At 36.4% G+C, this 18,305-nt stretch carries 16 protein-coding genes and 1 pseudogene; 7 read left to right on the top strand and 10 right to left on the bottom strand.

The genetic code is table 11. The features are described 5' to 3' along the window. Positions 1–173: 173 nt before the first annotated feature. Both EV07_RS06215 and EV07_RS06210 read left to right on the top strand, forming a co-directional pair. Positions 174–776, top strand: a complete 603-nt coding sequence (locus tag EV07_RS06215) for a hypothetical protein (protein WP_036918511.1) — start codon at positions 174–176, stop codon at positions 774–776. Positions 777–813: 37 nt separating this feature from the next. Then, a complete protein-coding gene (locus EV07_RS06210) occupies positions 814–2,286 on the top strand; it encodes a leucyl aminopeptidase (RefSeq protein WP_036918509.1) in 1,473 nt (490 codons plus the stop codon). 363 nt (positions 2,287–2,649) lie between these two features. Here the strand turns inward: EV07_RS06210 and msrA are convergent, their stop codons facing one another. The 7 genes from msrA to purC form a co-directional block, all read right to left on the bottom strand. After that, positions 2,650–3,285 (bottom strand): peptide-methionine (S)-S-oxide reductase MsrA, encoded by a 636-nt coding sequence (msrA, locus tag EV07_RS06200; RefSeq protein WP_036918503.1) that lies wholly within the window; start codon positions 3,283–3,285, stop codon positions 2,650–2,652. Then, positions 3,282–4,457 carry a lipid-A-disaccharide synthase gene (gene lpxB / locus EV07_RS06195; RefSeq protein WP_036918502.1) on the bottom strand — a complete coding sequence of 392 codons (1,176 nt, stop codon included), beginning with the start codon at positions 4,455–4,457 and terminating at the stop codon, positions 3,282–3,284. Before lpxB ends, msrA begins: the two co-directional genes overlap by 4 nt. 3 nt (positions 4,458–4,460) lie before the next feature. Beyond that, positions 4,461–5,318: an acyl-ACP--UDP-N-acetylglucosamine O-acyltransferase gene (lpxA, locus tag EV07_RS06190; protein ID WP_036918499.1), complete on the bottom strand. Its 858-nt coding sequence runs from the start codon at positions 5,316–5,318 to the stop codon at positions 4,461–4,463. 4 nt (positions 5,319–5,322) lie between these two features. Next, on the bottom strand, positions 5,323–5,730 hold the full coding sequence (gene fabZ / locus EV07_RS06185; RefSeq protein WP_152557487.1) for a 3-hydroxyacyl-ACP dehydratase FabZ: 408 nt from the start codon (positions 5,728–5,730) through the stop codon (positions 5,323–5,325). Between the two features lie 40 nt (positions 5,731–5,770). Then, the gene (gene lpxC, locus EV07_RS06180; protein WP_413677067.1) at positions 5,771–6,655 is read right to left on the bottom strand and encodes a UDP-3-O-acyl-N-acetylglucosamine deacetylase; all 885 of its coding nucleotides are present in this window, start codon (positions 6,653–6,655) and stop codon (positions 5,771–5,773) included. Continuing rightward, positions 6,639–9,035, bottom strand: coding sequence for a BamA/TamA family outer membrane protein (locus EV07_RS06175; RefSeq protein ID WP_241434014.1), 2,397 nt, complete (start codon positions 9,033–9,035; stop codon positions 6,639–6,641). Before EV07_RS06175 ends, lpxC begins: the two co-directional genes overlap by 17 nt. Positions 9,036–9,154: 119 nt before the next feature. Further along, a complete protein-coding gene (gene purC, locus EV07_RS06170) occupies positions 9,155–9,892 on the bottom strand; it encodes a phosphoribosylaminoimidazolesuccinocarboxamide synthase (protein ID WP_036918493.1) in 738 nt (245 codons plus the stop codon). A 157-nt stretch (positions 9,893–10,049) separates the two neighbouring features. Between purC and purD the strand changes: the two genes are divergently transcribed. Both purD and EV07_RS06160 read left to right on the top strand, forming a co-directional pair. Beyond that, positions 10,050–11,378: a phosphoribosylamine--glycine ligase gene (gene purD / locus EV07_RS06165; protein WP_036918491.1), complete on the top strand. Its 1,329-nt coding sequence runs from the start codon at positions 10,050–10,052 to the stop codon at positions 11,376–11,378. Between the two features lie 2 nt (positions 11,379–11,380). Then, the gene (locus tag EV07_RS06160) at positions 11,381–13,420 is read left to right on the top strand and encodes a HAMP domain-containing sensor histidine kinase (RefSeq protein WP_036918489.1); all 2,040 of its coding nucleotides are present in this window, start codon (positions 11,381–11,383) and stop codon (positions 13,418–13,420) included. Position 13,421: 1 nt separating this feature from the next. Here the strand turns inward: EV07_RS06160 and kaiC are convergent, their stop codons facing one another. Next, positions 13,422–14,966 (bottom strand): circadian clock protein KaiC, encoded by a 1,545-nt coding sequence (gene kaiC, locus EV07_RS06155; protein ID WP_036918487.1) that lies wholly within the window; start codon positions 14,964–14,966, stop codon positions 13,422–13,424. 66 nt (positions 14,967–15,032) lie between these two features. Next, complete coding sequence (gene kaiB / locus EV07_RS06150; protein WP_036918486.1) at positions 15,033–15,380, bottom strand: circadian clock protein KaiB; 348 nt, start codon at positions 15,378–15,380, stop codon at positions 15,033–15,035. 175 nt (positions 15,381–15,555) lie between these two features. Here kaiB and rplU point away from each other — a divergent pair. Together rplU and rpmA are read left to right on the top strand one after the other, a co-directional pair. Then, positions 15,556–15,930, top strand: a pseudogene (gene rplU, locus EV07_RS10060) (50S ribosomal protein L21); the annotation flags it as partial. A 297-nt stretch (positions 15,931–16,227) separates the two neighbouring features. Continuing rightward, entirely contained in the window at positions 16,228–16,491 is a 264-nt protein-coding gene (rpmA, locus tag EV07_RS06140; protein WP_036918484.1) for a 50S ribosomal protein L27, read from the top strand. Positions 16,492–16,503: 12 nt separating this feature from the next. Here rpmA and EV07_RS06135 read toward each other — a convergent pair whose 3' ends face one another. Then, positions 16,504–17,253, bottom strand: coding sequence for a class I SAM-dependent methyltransferase (locus EV07_RS06135; RefSeq protein ID WP_036918482.1), 750 nt, complete (start codon positions 17,251–17,253; stop codon positions 16,504–16,506). 100 nt (positions 17,254–17,353) lie between these two features. Between EV07_RS06135 and truB the strand changes: the two genes are divergently transcribed. Then, positions 17,354–18,289: a tRNA pseudouridine(55) synthase TruB gene (gene truB / locus EV07_RS06130; protein ID WP_036918480.1), complete on the top strand. Its 936-nt coding sequence runs from the start codon at positions 17,354–17,356 to the stop codon at positions 18,287–18,289. Positions 18,290–18,305: the final 16 nt, after the last annotated feature.

Below are 18,305 nucleotides of genomic sequence, written 5' to 3'. Positions count from 1 at the left end.
GGCCATGCCTCAATAGTTAAGATTTTTTTATGCTCTTAAGCTTAGGAAGCATTACTTCCTTCTCCAACCTAGAAAGCATTTAGCGCAAGAAATCACTCTTATGGCTAATAAATTATAATTATTTAAAAAATCACTCTTTTTTGAAAGTAGGGAACACCAAACCGTAACTTGAAATGAACCTAGCAAAAGGTCAGGGGGAGTTATTTGATCAAGATCATTATTGTGATGATGTCCTTTCTATAAAGGAGAGGCTCTCATTCAAGAAGGAATTAATCCAAACATGGCAGAAAAGAATTTATTCTTATCAAGAGTCTCTTTTAAAAAGCAATAATAAAAAACCTCTTCAACAATCTATTTTTTTTGTTGATGAGGCCAATCAAATAGCCAATCAGCCTCAGTTTCTAAAGTTAACTCCTTTTCCGTTGAATTTCTGGAGATGGCCTCAGAACCCTCATTACGGACCTGCAATATATATAGTTATGGATAGGCCTAAAGGAATTGATTCTCATATTGTCCTGTATATAGGGGAAACTGTTGCATCAGAAAGAAGATGGAAAGGTGAGCATGATTGTAAGAAGTATCTACAAGCTTATTCTGAAGCATGTCAAATGACTGGATTAGGCATTCAATTAAGTATTCGTTTTTGGAAGGATGTCCCTAAAGAAACAAAACCTAGAAGGAAATTGGAGCAAGAATTGATTCGTGAATGGCTCCCCGCTTTTAATAAAGAGACGAGAGGTGTTTGGAACTCACCTTTTACTAATGATATTAATTAGTCAAAACAGTTAGCATCAATGAAAATTTAAAAGTCACATGCAAATCTCGCTGAATCAAGAAAGTCTGCAGTCCTGGTCAGGTTCAGTTCTGGCCATAGGACTTCTTGAAGAAAACATAGAAGAACAACTTAAGATTTTAGAGGGCATCTTCGATTCAAAAGCACTTGCAAATCATTTAGAAGAAAAAAACTTTTTTGGGAAGAATGGGGAAAAAGTAAAGTTAGAGGTTATTGGAGGCTCTCCTGAAAAATTAATATTGGTTGGCCTTGGAAAACTTGAAGAACTTCTAATTGATCATCTAAGGGATGGAGCGGCGCTTGCATCTCGTGAAAGTGCGGGATCCCAAGGAAAGCTTGGAGTCTTTTTCCCTTGGGATCCATTTGATTCAAATAGTGCTGCAAAAGCTGTGGCTGAATCAATAAGGTTGGCAGCATTCAAAGATCAAAGATTTCAAAGTGATCCTAAACCAAACAAGTTCCCCGAAATAATTGAATTAATAGGTCTATCTAATGGGGTTGAAAAAATCATTAATGAAGTTAATCCAATTTGTTGTGGGGTTGAATTAGCTCGGGAACTTGTAGGAGCTCCTCCCAATGATTTGACCCCAGCTTCATTGGCAGCAAAGGCTGTTGACGTTGCAAGAGAATTTAAATTGGGATATAAGATCCTAGAAAAAAAAGATTGTAAGAATTTAGGGATGGGATCTTATTTGGCAGTTGCTCAGGGGTCGGATTTGGAGCCTAAATTTATTCACCTTACTTACACTCCAGCAGGTAAAGTTAAACGTCGGATTGCAATGGTAGGGAAGGGATTGACTTTCGATTCAGGAGGATACAACCTTAAAGTCGGGGCTGCTCAAATAGACATGATGAAATATGACATGGGAGGAAGCGCTGCTGTTATCGGAGCTGCCCGTGCTATAGGGGAGCTTGCTCCAGAAAATACAGAAATACATTTCATAGTTGCAGCTTGTGAAAACATGGTCAATGGATCAGCTGTTCATCCTGGGGATATCGTTACTGCTTCTAATGGCAAAACAATTGAAATAAATAATACTGATGCAGAAGGACGGCTAACTCTTGCAGATGCTCTGATTTATGCATGCAAATTAAAACCAGACTCAATAGTTGATTTGGCGACATTAACGGGAGCATGTGTTATTGCTCTTGGAGAAGAAATCGCAGGCTTATGGTCTAATAACACTGATCTAGTAGAGGAATTGAAGCAAGCGTCTAGTGCGTGTGGAGAAAAACTTTGGCATATGCCTCTTCAGCAATCATATAAAGAGGGGTTGAAATCTATGCTGGCTGATATTAAAAATACAGGTCCTCGTGCTGGAGGATCAATTACTGCGGCACTCTTCCTTAAAGAATTCATTCAGGATGACATAGCATGGGCGCATATTGATATCGCAGGCACATGCTGGACTGATAAAGACCGGGGAGCAGACCCTGCAGGTGCTACTGGCTATGGCGTTAGGACCTTGGTTAATTGGGCTTGCCGTAATTAAAAAAAGGCTTTAAGCAAAAAATTTCAAAGCCATTGCCTTAAGAGGCCTTTGGTAAAAAATTTACATTTAATGTTGAAGATTTATTTGTAGATAAATAATTCTTCTTTGGATCTTCTAATCTATGAATTTGCCACTTAGCTTTATTCGTACAGCTTAGAGGTATTCGCTGTAAATCTTCAGAAGCTTCTTTAGTAGTTAAATAAGGTCCAATATACCTGTGAGAAAGGTAATCTTTAACAATTAATAAGTACATTTAACCGTTGACCAGTTATTGATTTAATATTACGGGTATAGAAAATAGTGAAAATAAAATAACAAATATCTTAACAAGCTAATTTATTTTTATTTCTTAAGATTCTTTTGCTACGCACCCTCATCCCAGTCTGCCCCTTTACGAGCATTAATACCCCAAACTTCATCTAACCGACGATCTCTTTGACAGCTATAGCGATAAAAATTATACTTCAATGTATTTTTTTTAGCATAATCTTGATGATAATCTTCTGCAGACCAAAATACATTTTTTGGCTGAATTCTTACGGCAATCTTATTGCTATTAACAGATAATTCTTTTGCTGCTTCTTTAACACTAAGGGTAGCAATATTCTTCTGTTCTAGATCATTGTAAAAGATCACAGGACGATAAGAATCTCCTCTATCACAAAATTGACCCCTCCCATCGAAAGGATCTATATTCCTAAAATAACTTTTTAGTAAATCCTCGAATTTTATTTCTGCTGATTCAAAAGTAACTTTTACAGCTTCTTGATGGCCTTGATGATTTTTATAAGTAGGGTTTTCTATTCTGCCCCCTGAGTAACCACTCTCAACAGATAAAACACCATCTATATCTTCTAAGTCATGTTCTAAGCACCAAAAACAACCCCCAGCTAATACTGAGGTATTCTCAGTTGCATTTGTCGAGATTGCAAATGAGAAAAGGCAAGTAAAAGATATTAATAAGGAGATTAATTTACTTAAAAATTTCCTAGTTTTCATGATTCCAATAAATCTAAAATTTCTTTAGCAGCTCTTTGAGTTACCCCAGGTTCGCCAAGGCTTGATTTTAATCTATTATAACCATCTAGGATTTGAGAACGGACTGATTTGTTATTTAATAGGGATGATGCAATGTTATAGATTGCTTCTGAAGTGAAATCTTTTTGAACAAGTTCTGGAACTACTCTCTCATTTAACAAAAGGTTAACTGGTGAAATATGATCTATTTCAAATTGAAGAATTTTTTTGGCTACTAGAGCAGTCAATTTACTTACTTTATAACCAACAATTTGAGGAACTGAATGTAAAGCTAACTCCATGTTAATAGTGCCTGATTTAGTAAGTGCTAGCTCAGAAACTTTGAAAAAACTTGATTTCAAATCCTCAGTATATTTTGCTGGAAAAACCTTCCCATTAATGCCAAACTTCTTTAAGGATCTCTGAAGCTTGCTTTCAAAACTTTGTTGTCCAGCAGGTAAGAGAATATATAGCGAAGGATCTTTTTCTTGAAGCATTGCTGCTGCTTTAAGAAGAGTGGGTAAAATATATTTAAGTTCTTGCGACCTAGAGGCAGGTAAAACTAATAAGAACTTTTGAGAAGGGTCTAATTTGAGCTTTTTACAAGCATCATTGCGAGTTGGCAAATCTCTAAGGTTGTCAAGCATTGGGTGCCCCACCCACGTCACACTTCCCCCTTTAGATGCATAAAAATCAGCTTCTTTTTGAAAGATAGCAAGTATTTTATTTGTAAAACCAATCAAATCAGTCGAGCCTCCTTCCCCTATCCTCCAAGCCCATTCCTGAGGGGCAATATAATAAACAATTGGTAGATCAGGAAAGAGTTTGCGTACTTTATTTCCAAGTTTAATATTTGGCCCCATGTAATCAATTAGTACTAAAACATCTGGTGGGGAATTAACAAATAAATTGTCAGCAGTTTTTTGTGCCCTCAGTGTAGGAATTAGAAAAGGCAAGGTTTCTAAAAAACCAATTGCTCCTATTGAAGATGTATTTACTAAAAGTTCTGCACCTGCAGCTTGCATTCGAGGACCACCTAGTGCAATGACTTCTAAGGGGAGAGATCTTTTTTCTGACTCATTTAATAAAGCTTTTACTAGAAAACTTCCTTGCAAATCCCCAGACACCTCTCCAGTGCTAATAAGCAGCCGCATGGTCTATTTCTTTTCAGAATTCAAATATGGCATAGGGCCTCTTCGACCTTGTCCTATAGAAGCTTCAAGGAAAACACAAAGTTCATTAGTGGCCTTTAGAAGGCGCTTTGCTCTAACTAGTTCTAAGCCTTTCTTATAAATATGACCTGATCTATAAATCAGGTCCCAAGCCTCTTGTAATTGCTTAAATTCCTCAGGATTTTGTTTGTCTAGGCCTCTTCTTTTTATACCAACGCGATTTAACCCACGCATTCTGCCAGGGTGCCCTTCGACTAAACAATAAGGCGGAACATCTCTATCCACTCTTGTCATGCCACCAACCATTGCTAGAGATCCAATATGAACAAATTGATGTATACCTAATAAACCTCCAATAACAGCTTTATCTCCAATAACTACTTCTCCTGCTATTTGAACGCTATTAGAAATAACAACATCATTTCCAATATCACAACCATGAGCGACATGGGTATATGCCATTAAGAGACATCCATCGCCAATCCTTGTTTGTTCTCCAATATTAGTAGCACGATTAACTGTTACACATTCGCGAAAAGTATTGTTATTCCCAATTATTACCTCAGTAGCTGCCCCTTTGTATTTCAAATCTTGTGGCTCTAGGCCTATACAAGCACCTGGGAAAAATTTATTTGACGAGCCAATCTTCAGTCTCCCATCAAGAATCACATTTGGACCAATAATAGTATTTGAACCTATTTGCACTTCGGGCCCTATTACAGCCCCAGAGCTGACAACAACACCTTCCCCAAGCTCTGCCTTTGAATTGACAACTGCTAATGGATGGATTTTGGTTGATGAGTTTTCTATCATCTCATTTGCTGATTCAATCTTTTCCAGCATTGAATTAATCTACTAAGGAGAACATCAATTCACCTGAGCAAACTAAATTCCCATCCACTTTGGCTTCTCCTTTTACCTTGCCAAAGCGCTGCCTTTTTATACTTATTAATTCGCAATTAATGATTAATTGATCTCCAGGAACTACAGGACGACGAAATCTCACACCATCTATACCTGCAAAAACAAAAAGGCCTTTAGGAAGGTTAGGCATCTGTTTAACAATAAGTCCTCCAACTTGAGCCATCGCCTCAACAATCAAGACGCCTGGCATTAAGGGCCTGTCAGGGAAATGCCCTTGAAAGTGAGGCTCATTAATAGTTACATTCTTAATTCCAGTAGCGCTTATGCCGGGCTCATAGGCCACTACACGGTCAACCAATGCAAAAGGATAACGATGGGGTAAAAGTCCCATTATTTCCTCATTAGTTAGGAGAAATGTTTGATCCGAAGAATTAGTCAAAATAATATTTTGTTAAAGAGCATTCTCTTGAAAGAGATTTAGCGAGTTCGGCATGCAATGCATGTGACCCCCTGTAAACCAAAACCTGCGCTTTAGGCAACCCAATAAGAGCTAAATCTCCTATTAAGTCCAATAGCTTATGCCTAACAGGCTCATCTTTGAATCTTAAAGGAGGGTTCACCCAAGATTCGCCATCGCAAACTAGTGAATTATTTAAATCACCGCCTTTAATTAATCCAGATTTAATTAAATGATCTATTTGATCTTTAAAGCCAAATGTTCTTGCAGGTGCAATTTCCTTATAAAAAGATCTTGGGTTTAATTCTAAAGAAAATATCTGTTTGCCTATTGCAGGGTATGGAAAATCTATTATTCCAATTAAATTTAAACTATCCGATGGTGTAGCTGTAATTATGCTTGAACCTTTGTTGATTACAAAAGATTTATTAATTTCAGGAAAATTAGTATTTGAAATATTTAATGGAACCATTCCAGCTTCCCTAATACCTTCAACCCATTCAATAGATGATCCATCTAGAAGCGGTATCTCATTTCCAGATAAAAGTATTTGTACATGGGTAAGACCACAACCAGCTAAAGCAGCAAGAAGATGTTCCACTGTTGAAACTCTTCTTTCACCTAGGACAAGGGCTGTGCATAAGTGACTATTAACAACTTGATTGGGTTTGAGTTTAATAGGGGGATCAGAGCTGTTAACCCAAGAAATATAAAACCCTATTTCCTCTGAAGGCAGAAGAGTTACCTCAGACTCTTCACCACTGTGTAAGCAAATCCCTTTACGAAAAACAGGCCCTCCAAGAGTCCAAGTGTTCTCATAATTAGCAGGCAGCCATTCCACACTAGAACTTCCAGCCAAAACCAACGTTATAACGCCAATCACCTTCTAAATCTTGACTTGCAGCTTCTATTCTTAATGGCCCAACTGGGGTGTTGAATGACAATCCACTCCCTACTGAAAAGCCTTTGCCTTTCTTGTGAAGAAGTCCTCCTGGATTACCTGGCACATCGGCTTGAGAACCGAAATCCGTACCTGCATCAACAAAAACATTTGCTGAAACCATTCTCCAAACAGGAACTCTATATTCTACAGAAGCCTCTCCATATCTTTTGGCAACAGCTAAATCACAGGCACTCCAACCTCGAATTGACTTAGATCCTCCTAGACAAAAGGCTTCATAAGGGGGTAAATCACCAACTATTGATCCGCCTTTTAACTGAAAAGCAAGTGTTTGGGGACAAGCGAGATCTTCCCCAGCTTTTGGTTTACATCCTTTGTGTAACTTAAGCCAATTAATAGGAATAAAATAGGAATAAGTTGCTTTTGCACGATTAAAGGTAGGGGAATTTTCTCCAACAGAAATATATTGCTCAGTACCTATGCTTAAAAACGTTCCTGATGTTGGGTTTCTAGGATTATTAAGTTTATTCCTAGACATTCCGCCTCTAAAACCTACAAGCGTATTCTCTTTTGCACAATTAAAAGCTATACAAATAACATCATTGTTTAATGCTGTGTTATTTACAACATTAATTGCCTTCGCTCCATAAGGCCTGTCTTGAGCTGAATAATCAATAGGCTTTACCTTCTGAAAATCCATCCCCAAAAGTACTGACCAGGTTGCTTTCTTATAAGGATTCCCACCATTTAAAGGTCTTGAAAAAGAGAAGTTACCGCCTGTCCTATGTAAAAGTACTGAGTCACCTTCATAATCAAACCAACTTGTATTTGAATCACTAGCTTTAGCAGCAGATACTGAACTGAAGGCAGAATTATTTACACCACTATGAGCAAAATCAATATCATAAACTCTTGAACCAGGGCTGCTGCCAGTTCCTTGAGCATAATCACTTACCCCCAAGATATGTCCTTTAGAACTTCTAAATTCTTGAGGTACATCTCTACTAATAAACACTGAAGTGCGAAAAGAAGTTCTATGTTTGTCACCTTTGATCCATGGATCAGTTAAAGAGAAGCTAATTAATGCCCCATATTCTCCATAAGTAAAATTGATATCACTGGACCAAGATCTCCCAAGTAAATTCTTTTCTTGAAGACCTGCTGAACCAAAGAACCCCTGGGAACCACTCCAACCAATTCCGCCTGTAAGTGATCCGGTCCTTTGTTCAGTAATCCCTAGGATTATTTCTATTTTCCCAGGCTCACCTGTAACTGGCTTTAAAGAAACTTTAATGTCACTAAACAAAGCAAGTCCATATAGTCTTTTGATATCAGCTTCAAGATTTTTTCTATTAAATATTGCTCCAGGTTTACTTAAAAGCTCTCTATTTATAACCCATGTTTTTGTTTTTCCTCTAATTGGCTTGCCATTCTCTTTGACTGAATTCCCTTCATCATCAAGAAAAATAACCTTTATATCTTCTATAGTTCCTTCTTGTACTTCTAATTGGACTTTCCCATTTGAAGTAACTCTATTAGGCCCTGAAATTCTTGCTAATGAATAACCTCTTTCTGAATACCATTCTTTTAGCTTATTCATTCGCAGCTTTAGAACATTTAAATTAAGTGTTTTCCCAAAATCTGTTTTAAAAATATCTTTAAGAGCTTTTTTAGTGATTAGAGAATCCTCAGGATTAACAATAACCTCAGTGAAAACAGGATTAGGTTTAACATCTACTATTAATTTGACCCCTAAAGCCGTATCAATTGCCTCAATTTCTAGGCCTGAAAACCATCCAGTAGTAAAAATGGCATTTAAATCTCTTTTTAATTCTGATTTACTTACTCTGCTTCCAGGCCTAACAGTCATGGCATCATATGCTGCATATTCTAAACGCACTTTCTCTGGGTGACTCTCCAGACCAGTAATAACTACTTCAGAAATCAATACGAGATCTTCATTTTCTGCGATTTCTTTGTTATCTTTTCGATCTGCAATATCTGTTTTTTGAAATATGTTTCTTAACTCTTCGGAGCTTTGGGGTGAGGCTGTTTCCCTAGGGTTTGAATTTGCAAGATATTTTTCTTGATATTTGTCTAATAAATTACCAGTCTTATTAGCTTTGATTGCTTTTTTAGGGTTTGAATTTGAAAGACTTGTTTTCCCTGGGTTTATGGTTGATAGTCCATAAGAGACTGACTTGTAGGGTTTCAACTTTTCAGTTTTACCTCTTTTAGCATTCACCCAAATATCTTCTGATTTGTTTTTATTAGGTGTTACAAGTTCCCAACGTATTTCGGCATTGGCAGCTCCTCCGCTTACTAGCGGCAAAGTCAATGCTAAAAAATATGCCCTTCTGCGAAATTGTCTCATTGAGCTGATGGTAGTAATACCTGCCATTTATATTTCTAGGATAAAGCTTAATAGATGGAATTAAGTGAGATTGAATTCATGCTCTATCTAGAGTAAAACTTTTTTATTCTACGAAGCACTTCACTATAAGCGTCTAATACACCTCCAAGATCCTTTCGAAAACGATCTTTGTCAAGAATCCGATCATTATGATCTTTAATATTACAGTCCCAGATCCTGCAACTATCTGGACTGATTTCATCGGCAACTAATAATTCTCCATGACTGTTGAAACCCATTTCTAATTTGAAATCAACTAAAACTAGGTTCAAATTTTCGAAAAATCCCTTTAAACACCTATTAACTTTAAAGGCAAGAGCCTTTACTTCTTGCTTTTGACTTTTGGAAACTAATCCTAGTAATTCTAATCTGTCCTCAGTCAAAAGTGGATCATCCAGGGCGTCATCCTTATAATACAAGTCTAGAAGAGGCGTTGATAATTCTTGCCCTACAGGGATAGGTGTCTCTCTGCATAGTGATCCGCTTGCAATATTTCGAATAACAATTTCCAGGGGGATAACATCTACTTTTTGAACTAGCATCCAACTATCATCTTTTACACTTATAAAGTGTGTTGGTATTCCGTTTTCTTCTAGAAATTTAAAAATAATTGATGAGATCTGACAGTTTAAACTTCCTTTGCCTTCTAGTTCTGCATGTTTCTTGGCATTAAAAGCAGTTGCATCATTCTTGAAATGTACTAGGAACTCATCTGGATTATTAGTTTTGAAAATCCTTTTTGCTTTGCCTTCATAAAGAAGCGAACTCTGATTTAATTCCATTAGATTCCTTTTTACCTCAACTAAAAGCTATTAAGTTAGGTACTTTAAATACAATAAACCCACATGAGGCAAGCAAAATTGTTTTTTAGAATAAGCAATATGTCTCTAAAAACAAATTAAATGCAAGCTAAAGCTTAAAACAGCAGCAGTATTAGTTATGACAAAATCAAAATCAATTTTTCCCTCACTTCCAAAATTAAACAAAGTTCTAGTTATAGGCGGAGGTGGACGTGAGAATGCTTTGGCTTGGGCTATAGCTAAATCTGAGGAAATTGAAAGAGTTTATGTTGCTCCTGGCAATGGTGGAACTGAAGAACACCTCTACTGTCACCGACTAGACATACAAGAATCAAATAGCCAAGAAATAATTACTGCTTGCAATTCTTTGAAGATTGATTTAGTTGTTATTGGTGGAGAGAAACCCCTTTCAGAAGGATTGGCAGATCAGTTAAGAGAATCAGAATTAGTTGTTTTTGGACCAGGTAAAGATGGTGCTCAATTAGAAGCAAGTAAAAACTGGGCAAAAGAGTTAATGGCTGATGCCGGTATACCTACAGCAAAATATTGGAGCGTAAATACTATTGATGAGGCATTTGAAATTTTGTCTATTGTTCGTCAACCTTTAGTTGTTAAAGCTGATGGTTTAGCCTCTGGGAAAGGGGTGTCAGTATGTAGCTCAATAGAACAAACTAAAGCAGCAATAAAAGATGCTTTCGAGGGGAAATTTGGAGAAGCAGGAGCGAAATTAGTTCTTGAAGAGTGTCTTGAAGGTCCAGAGGTTTCTGTCTTCGCAATAAGCGATGGAGAGAACCTTGAGATTCTTCCTACTGCTCAAGACCATAAAAGATTGATGGAAGGTGATAAAGGCCCCAACACTGGCGGGATGGGTGCATATGCCCCTGCTCAGATTCTTAGTCAAAAGGATCTTGAGGAAATAACTGATCTAATACTTAAACCAACCCTGGAAGCTCTTAAAAAAAGAAATATCAATTATAGAGGAGTTATTTATGCTGGTTTAATGCTTACAAAACAAGGGCCAAAAGTAATAGAATATAATTGCCGTTTTGGAGATCCGGAATGTCAAGCATTGATGCCATTAATGTCACCTGAGTTCGCACAAATATTGCAAGCTTCAGCTCTTGGATCATTAAATAATGCTCCAAAACTCAAACCAAATAATCTAATAAGTGCATGTGTTGTTGCCACAACTAGTGGTTATCCTGAAAATCCTAAAAAAGGAGATTTGATTTCAATTGAGCTAGATCAAAATAGTCAGATTCAATTATTTCATTCAGGCACTAGATTCGATCAAGAAGGTAATCTCCTTACAGCAGGAGGAAGAGTTTTGTCAATTGTTGCTCAAAGCTCAAGCTATAAAGAGGCTTTTAAACTTGCATATGAAGGCATGAAAAGAATTAGCTTTAAAGGTATTTATTATAGGAATGATATTGGCTACCAGGTTAGAAATAATGATGTTAGGTATTAATCGTGCTTGATAAAGATAATGTGGAAAACAATCTGCCTCTTAAAGGCAACTCTGAAAACTTTTTTTCTAATTGGTGGAATGAATTCAGTTTAAGAGCAAAATTACTAGCCATAGCAACATTAGTAGTTAGTTTGTTGATGACAGGTATTACATTCTTTGCTTTAAGTAGTATTCAAAGAGATGCTGGCATGAATGACACAAGATATGCCAGAGATCTTGGACTGTTGCTTTCAGGTAATGTCACTGAATTAGTTGCTAGGAATCAAGAAAGAGAACTTTTTAATGTTGCTGAGAAATTTTGGCGATCTAGTAGAAATATTAGATATATTTTTTTCACTGATCCTGAAGGAATTGTTCAATTAGGAATACCTATTAGTGCAACCCCTAGTTCTTCAGAGAGTGAATTTCAATTACGAAAAAAACTTCAGCTACCACAAGAGTTGAAAAAGAGGCCGCAGTTTCCACTTGTTAGGCAGCACTTAACTCCTCAAGGACAAGTAACTGATGTATTTGTTGCATTGCTTTTCAAAGGTAAGTATGTAGGGAATCTTGCCTTAGGAGTGACACCTAATAAGAATGCACTTGCCAGCGCTGCCTTAACTAGAGAAATAACGATTGCCGTATTTATATCTATTTGGGTGCTTGTAATTATTGGAGCTATCTTTAATGCTCAGACAATAACCCGACCGATTCGTGAATTAGTTAGTGGTGTAAGAGAAATAGCTAAAGGTAATTTTAAATCAAGAATAGATCTTCCTATGAGTGGAGAATTAGGTGAACTTTTAAATGGATTCAATAATATGGCATCCCAGCTTGAGGATTATGATGCGGCAAACATTGAAGAATTAAAGGCAGCTCAAGTTAAACAACAATCATTAATTGCAACTATGGCTGATGGTGCAATTTTGCTTGATGAGAAAGGTAAGATTGTTCTTGTCAACCCTACGGCAAGAAGGCTATTTCGCTGGGAAGGTAGAAAAATAGAAACTAAAGATTTAATAGAAGAATTGCCAGAGTTAATTGCAAATGACTTGCACCCACAAATGATTTCATTGCTAAATAACATCTCTGATAGTAATGAAATAAGATGTAGTACAGACGAACCTTCTAGAACACTTAGAATTGTTTTGCAATCAGTAAGAGATTCTTCTGGCTCTAACCTTAAAGGGATTGCGATTACAGTTCAGGACTTAACTAGAGAAGTTGAATTAAATGCTGCACAAAGACGTTTTATAAGTAATGTTTCCCATGAACTTAGGACCCCATTGTTTAATATAAAAAGCTATGTTGAAACTCTTTATGACCTTGATGAAAAACTTCCTCATAAACAGAAAATGGAGTTTTTAGAGGTTGCAAATTCGGAAACCGACCGGCTTACTAGATTAGTAAATGATGTACTTGATCTATCCAAATTAGAGACTTCATCGAATGTACAGTTTGATGAAATCGATATCAGCCCAGCAATAGAGCAAACTTTGAAAAATTATAGGTTAAATGCCAAAGATAAAAATGTTGAAATTATTCAAGAGTTAGAGGAAAACATGCAATTAACTCGTGGAAATTGGGATTTATCCTTGCAAGTTTTAGATAACTTGGTAGGTAACGCTCTTAAATTCACCAAAAGTGGTGGAAAAATTCTTCTACGAGCATATACATGGCCTGACGTATGTGTTGGCTCCTTAATTCCAGAAAATAAAGATGCGCCTGCATGCGACATAATTTCGCCTTTGCCAAGGATTAGAGTTGAAATATCAGATACAGGTTGCGGAATATCAGAAGAAGGGCAATCTAAAATTTTCGATAGATTTTACAGGATTGAAAATGATGTTCATACAGAAGCAGGAACAGGACTTGGCTTATCAATTGTTAGGGAAATATTAGAGAAACATAGTAGTAAGATTCGCATGATAAGTGCACCAGGTATAGGTACAACTTTCTGGTTTGACCTTCCTCTTGCTAAAAATGATGCAGATGAATTTTTAATAGAATCTGAACGAGTTCGTAGGAAATGGGATATGCAATTAGAAGATAACTCAATTTAATCTAAGACTTTCTGACATCTCTTTTGTCAATACTTTTAAATACACCAGGAAGATTTTCATCGCTACTTATACGATGCGGTGCGCCACTAAATATTTGTTCAAAATTGGTAAATGAATCTTTTATTTCAGGACCATCTCCAGTAATGATGAATTCTCTAATTCGCTTGTCATGCCATGATCCTCTCATTTTGAAAACATTTACTGCACGGGCCATCTCTCCTCCAATCTCTACATATTGAAGCAATAAGATTGTGTCTGTAATTGTTGAAATATGTGAGTCTGTAATGGAATGGCTCCCCATAAACTCTTCAGCAGTGTTAGTAAAAAACCCCGCTATTTCTTCCTGTTTAGCATAACCTGTTACTCCTATAACGAATTGTCTAAATGCATTGAGGCTTACTCCTCGAGCTAAAGCTGAAAGAGAATCTATTGCCATTCTAGAGGGCTTGTATTCAGTGATTTCTGTTTTGATTATTTGCAAATGATCCTCTAGCCCTGTTGATTCTGGGTAAGCACAGATAATTTTAAGTAATCCATCGCTTTCCATCTTCTCAAAATCAATACCCCAACTTGTAGCATTCCTAAGGAGTTGAGCTCTTGATTCTTCATAAGCGAAAAGGATTGCTCTTTCTTTATTAGAATATGCATCCTCAATGAATTTAGAGACAAGCATAGTCTTACCAGTCCCTGTTGCCCCAGTAGCAAGTATTACTGAGTCCTGGAAATAACCGCCACCACACATTTCATCAAGGGCTGGGACTCCTGAACTAATTCGAATATTTGAAGAGCGTTGCGTTAAACGCATTGCTCCTAATGGGAATACACTTATCCCGTGGGTGCCCATAGTGAAAGGAAACTCTCCTTTCATATGTGTGGTACCACGAAGCTTTAAGACCTCGACTGTGCGTCTACGTTTTTCTGACTCAAGAACATTTCTCAAAATCACAACATTATCTGAAACGAATTCTTCTACTCCATATCTAGCTATAGGACCATATTCATCTACTCTCTCAGCAGTCATAACTGTGGTCACCCCTATTTCTTTAAGTCTTGCTATTAAGCGGAAGATCTCTCTTCTCACGACATATACAGCATCATATTGTTGAAAGACAGCGGTCATTGAGTCGATAGCAACTCTCTTTGCTTTGTATTTATTTATGGCATAACTAATTCTTTCAATTAATCCGGATAAATCAAAATTCCCTGCAACATCTTGTCCTTCAGGATCAGGTGAAGCATCAAGAATAAACAATTTATCCTGATCGATTAATTCCTGAAGGTCCCAACCAAAACCTGCAGCATTCCTAATAATATCTATTGGTGATTCTTCAAACGTTACAAAAATACCAGGCTCATCAAAATGGGATATCCCGTGATACAGATACTGAAGAGAAAACACTGTCTTGCCAGTGCCAGATGTCCCAGTAAATAATGTACTTCTTGCTATAGGCAGTCCTCCCTGACACACATCATCAAAACCTTCTATACCAGTTGGAAGCTTCTGAACCTGCTGTTTTGGGATGGGAAAATTTTTAGAAGAATGCATACAAGTTCAGCTCAGACTTAAAACTAGTTAGAAAATGTATATTGGGCTTTATTTTTATAGCGATATTTAAGATTTGCTCTCTATCTCGTGCTCATTATCAGTTGAAGAAAAAAATGACTTTTCATTTAGTTCTTCAAAAAGTAAATCCAGACCAATTAAAACCTTTTCTCGATCGGAAAGATCTCCGATAATTCTTCTTACAGGGGGAGGGAGGATTTTAGATAGAGTGGGTGTAGCAAGTATTTTGTCTTCCTCCGCCAGTTGAGGCTTCTCAAGTACATCAATTACTTTTAATGCATAAACCCCCTTGAAATCTGTTTTAAGAATCTCTCGAAGAGTGTTTAAGGCGCGCATAGAATTTGGAGTGTTTCCAGCGACATACAATTTAAGGATGTATGTTTTTTTTTTGCTCATTTCTTAAACTTTCTTCTAAAGAAGGTGATATACATATATAAATCTTGACGGATTTCACCTCTAAGAGTGAGGATGTTATCTTGTCTTTCGATTGTGTTGCAGGCCTAATCCGAAAATACGAGAAATCTAACTTTGATTTTTAGTAAAACCGAGCCTGTTCATGTCTTTTGATTAAATGACTCCAAATAATAAAAAACAAGCTTCAGATGCTCCTAATAAAGGGCATTATGCAATTGCTGAAACTTCTGGCACCCAAATGTGGCTAGAACCAAATCGTTACTATGACGTTGATCGTATCAATGCAGGTATTGATGACACAATTACCCTTGATAAAGTTCTTTTAATCAATGATGAGGAAGGATTATCTATAGGAAAACCTTTTATTAATGGCGCCAATATTGAGCTAAAAGTTATGGCCCATAAAAGAGGGCCAAAGATAATTGTTTATAAAATGCAGCGTAAGAAGAAAACACGCAGAAAGAATGGACATAGACAAGAACTTACACGTGTGATGGTTACTTCAATATCAAAGTCAAAAAAAACCAATTCAGTTAAAACTGTTACACCAAAAAAATCTAAGGTTGAAAACCCTTTGAAAGATAAAGCGAGTGAATCGAAGACTACAAAAGCATCTGTAAAAGAAAAGGCCATAACAGACAAGCCTAAAAAAGCATCTGTAAAAGAAAAGGCCATAACAGACAAGCCTAAAAAAGCATCTGTAAAAGAAAAGGCCATTACAGACAAGCCTAAAAAAGCCCCTGCAAAACCAAAAACTAGTAAAGTAAAAAAAGAACCAAGTTAAATTATCTTCTAAAACTTTTTACACTATTAACTAAATTAATTTCTCATGGCACATAAAAAAGGAACTGGCTCTACTAGAAATGGTAGAGATTCAAACTCTAAGAGGCTTGGTGTGAAAGCTTACGGTGGAGAAAAGGTTAATGCTGGATCTATTCTCATTAGACAAAGAGGTACATCAGTTTTACCTGGTTTAAACGTTGGAAAAGGGAAAGATGATACCCTTTTCGCCCTTAAAGATGGAATAGTTAATTTTGAAACTATTAAGCGTAGTCTCAAAACCAGAAAACGCATTAATGTATCGATAGCTTGATCAGAAGAGTCATTATTTGTTTCTGATAGGTTTATAAGACCGGGCTGTAATTAAAAAAGGATGAAACATTTCAAGGAAATTATTTTGAAGTGCTAAAAAGAATTTTTCAATCATTTCTTTTTCATCAAAATGAAATGGATATTCCCCATTAGCGCCTTTATAAAAATACCAATTTAATAATGCAATGGAATTATCTGAAAGCAAATCATGAAAAGTTAGTAATTGTTCTGATGGATTAGGTAAATGTTCTAAGACATCCAAACAAATTACAGTATCGAATTTAATACCAGGAATACTTTCCAAGTCTCGATGAACAGAAATTAATTCATTAACCCCTAAAATTTGAGCTCTGTGAGCAACAAACTCTCTGTTTTGTGGGTTTAGATCTACAAAGAACACATGATCCACACTTTTAATAGCAGTAGCTGCAAGAGCATGTGTCCCTATCCCTCCACCAAAGTCCAATACATTGCCATGGGCAAACATCTTCTCAAGACGGATAGTATCAGCTATATAATTAGAACTTTTTAAATGCCAGGAGGCTAGATCAAAAAGATGTGCGTTCCCAATCTCATTTTCATAAAATCCTGTTATATCATCTGCATTAAAAGATCCTGGATGAAAGGATGACATTTTTTCTAACCCTACTGATAGACTTTCTTCGAGTTCGGCAACGCTTAGATTCAGATATTGCGCTAAGTGTTCTTTTAGATCAAACCCTGATTCAATAAAATGTCCTACATCTAATTCTAAGTTATGCATGCTTGATTATGATTTAAATCTATTTTTATTATCAACTTATCTCTTCCTTATCACTTAAATCCACTAAATAAGTTGAAAAGAATAAGTATTAGATGGTTTTATGGAAAGTAATCATTTTGGCTTTTTGGCTATAGATAAGCCTCTTGGCTTAACTTCTCATGATTGCGTTAATAGACTTAGGAAGGTATATGGTGTAAAGCGTATAGGTCACGGAGGCACCCTTGACCCTGCTGTCACAGGCGTTTTGCCAATTGCCATAGGCAAAGCTACGAGACTTTTATCATTTCTCCCATCGGTTAAAAAATATGAGGGGACAATACAGCTTGGAATAAGAACAACAACGAATGATCTTCAAGGAGAAATTATTTCAGAAGGGTCTTGGCCTGAATTAGACTTGAATTCCCTTCACATTTTTCTAAATAAATTTAAGGGAGATATTCTGCAGCGCCCTCCTGATTTTTCTAGTATTCATATAAAAGGCGAACGTGCCTATAAAAAAGCCCGCAGAGGAGAATCTTTTGAATTGCCTTCAAGAAAGATTACAGTCCATAATCTTGAACTGTTAAATTGGAATGAAAAAACAGGAAAAATAGATATTGAAATATATTGTTCTTCAGGAACTTATATTCGATCTATAGCTAGAGATATAGGTGAAGAGATTGGATGTGGTGGGGCTTTAGCTAAACTTCGACGAACAGAAGCATTAGGGTTCAATATTGATGAAGTTATACCTTTGCCAATATTTAATAAAGAAGAGCCATGCAAAAAACCAACTTTAATCAATCCTATAAAAGTATTAAATCATTTGCCCAATATAAAAATAAGGAAAGAACTGGAACTATCTCATTGGATTAAGGGTAGATTGTTTTTAATTCAGGAAGATAGCTTTAATACTATAATAAATTCAAAGAAAAAAGATTTACTTCAAGATGAAATTTTAGTCTTGAATGAAGAGGGATCTTTAATTGGAATAGCATCATGGAATAAAGAAGACCTTACAATTCAACCAAAAATTGTTTTTAATGCAGCGGGGTAATAAAATAATGTATAGT

It is taken from the genome of Prochlorococcus sp. MIT 0603, from assembly GCF_000760215.1.
Lineage (GTDB): Bacteria > Cyanobacteriota > Cyanobacteriia > PCC-6307 > Cyanobiaceae > Prochlorococcus_E.
Note: the sequence above shows the minus strand (reverse complement) of the source record. Positions and strands in the feature narration are given on the sequence as shown.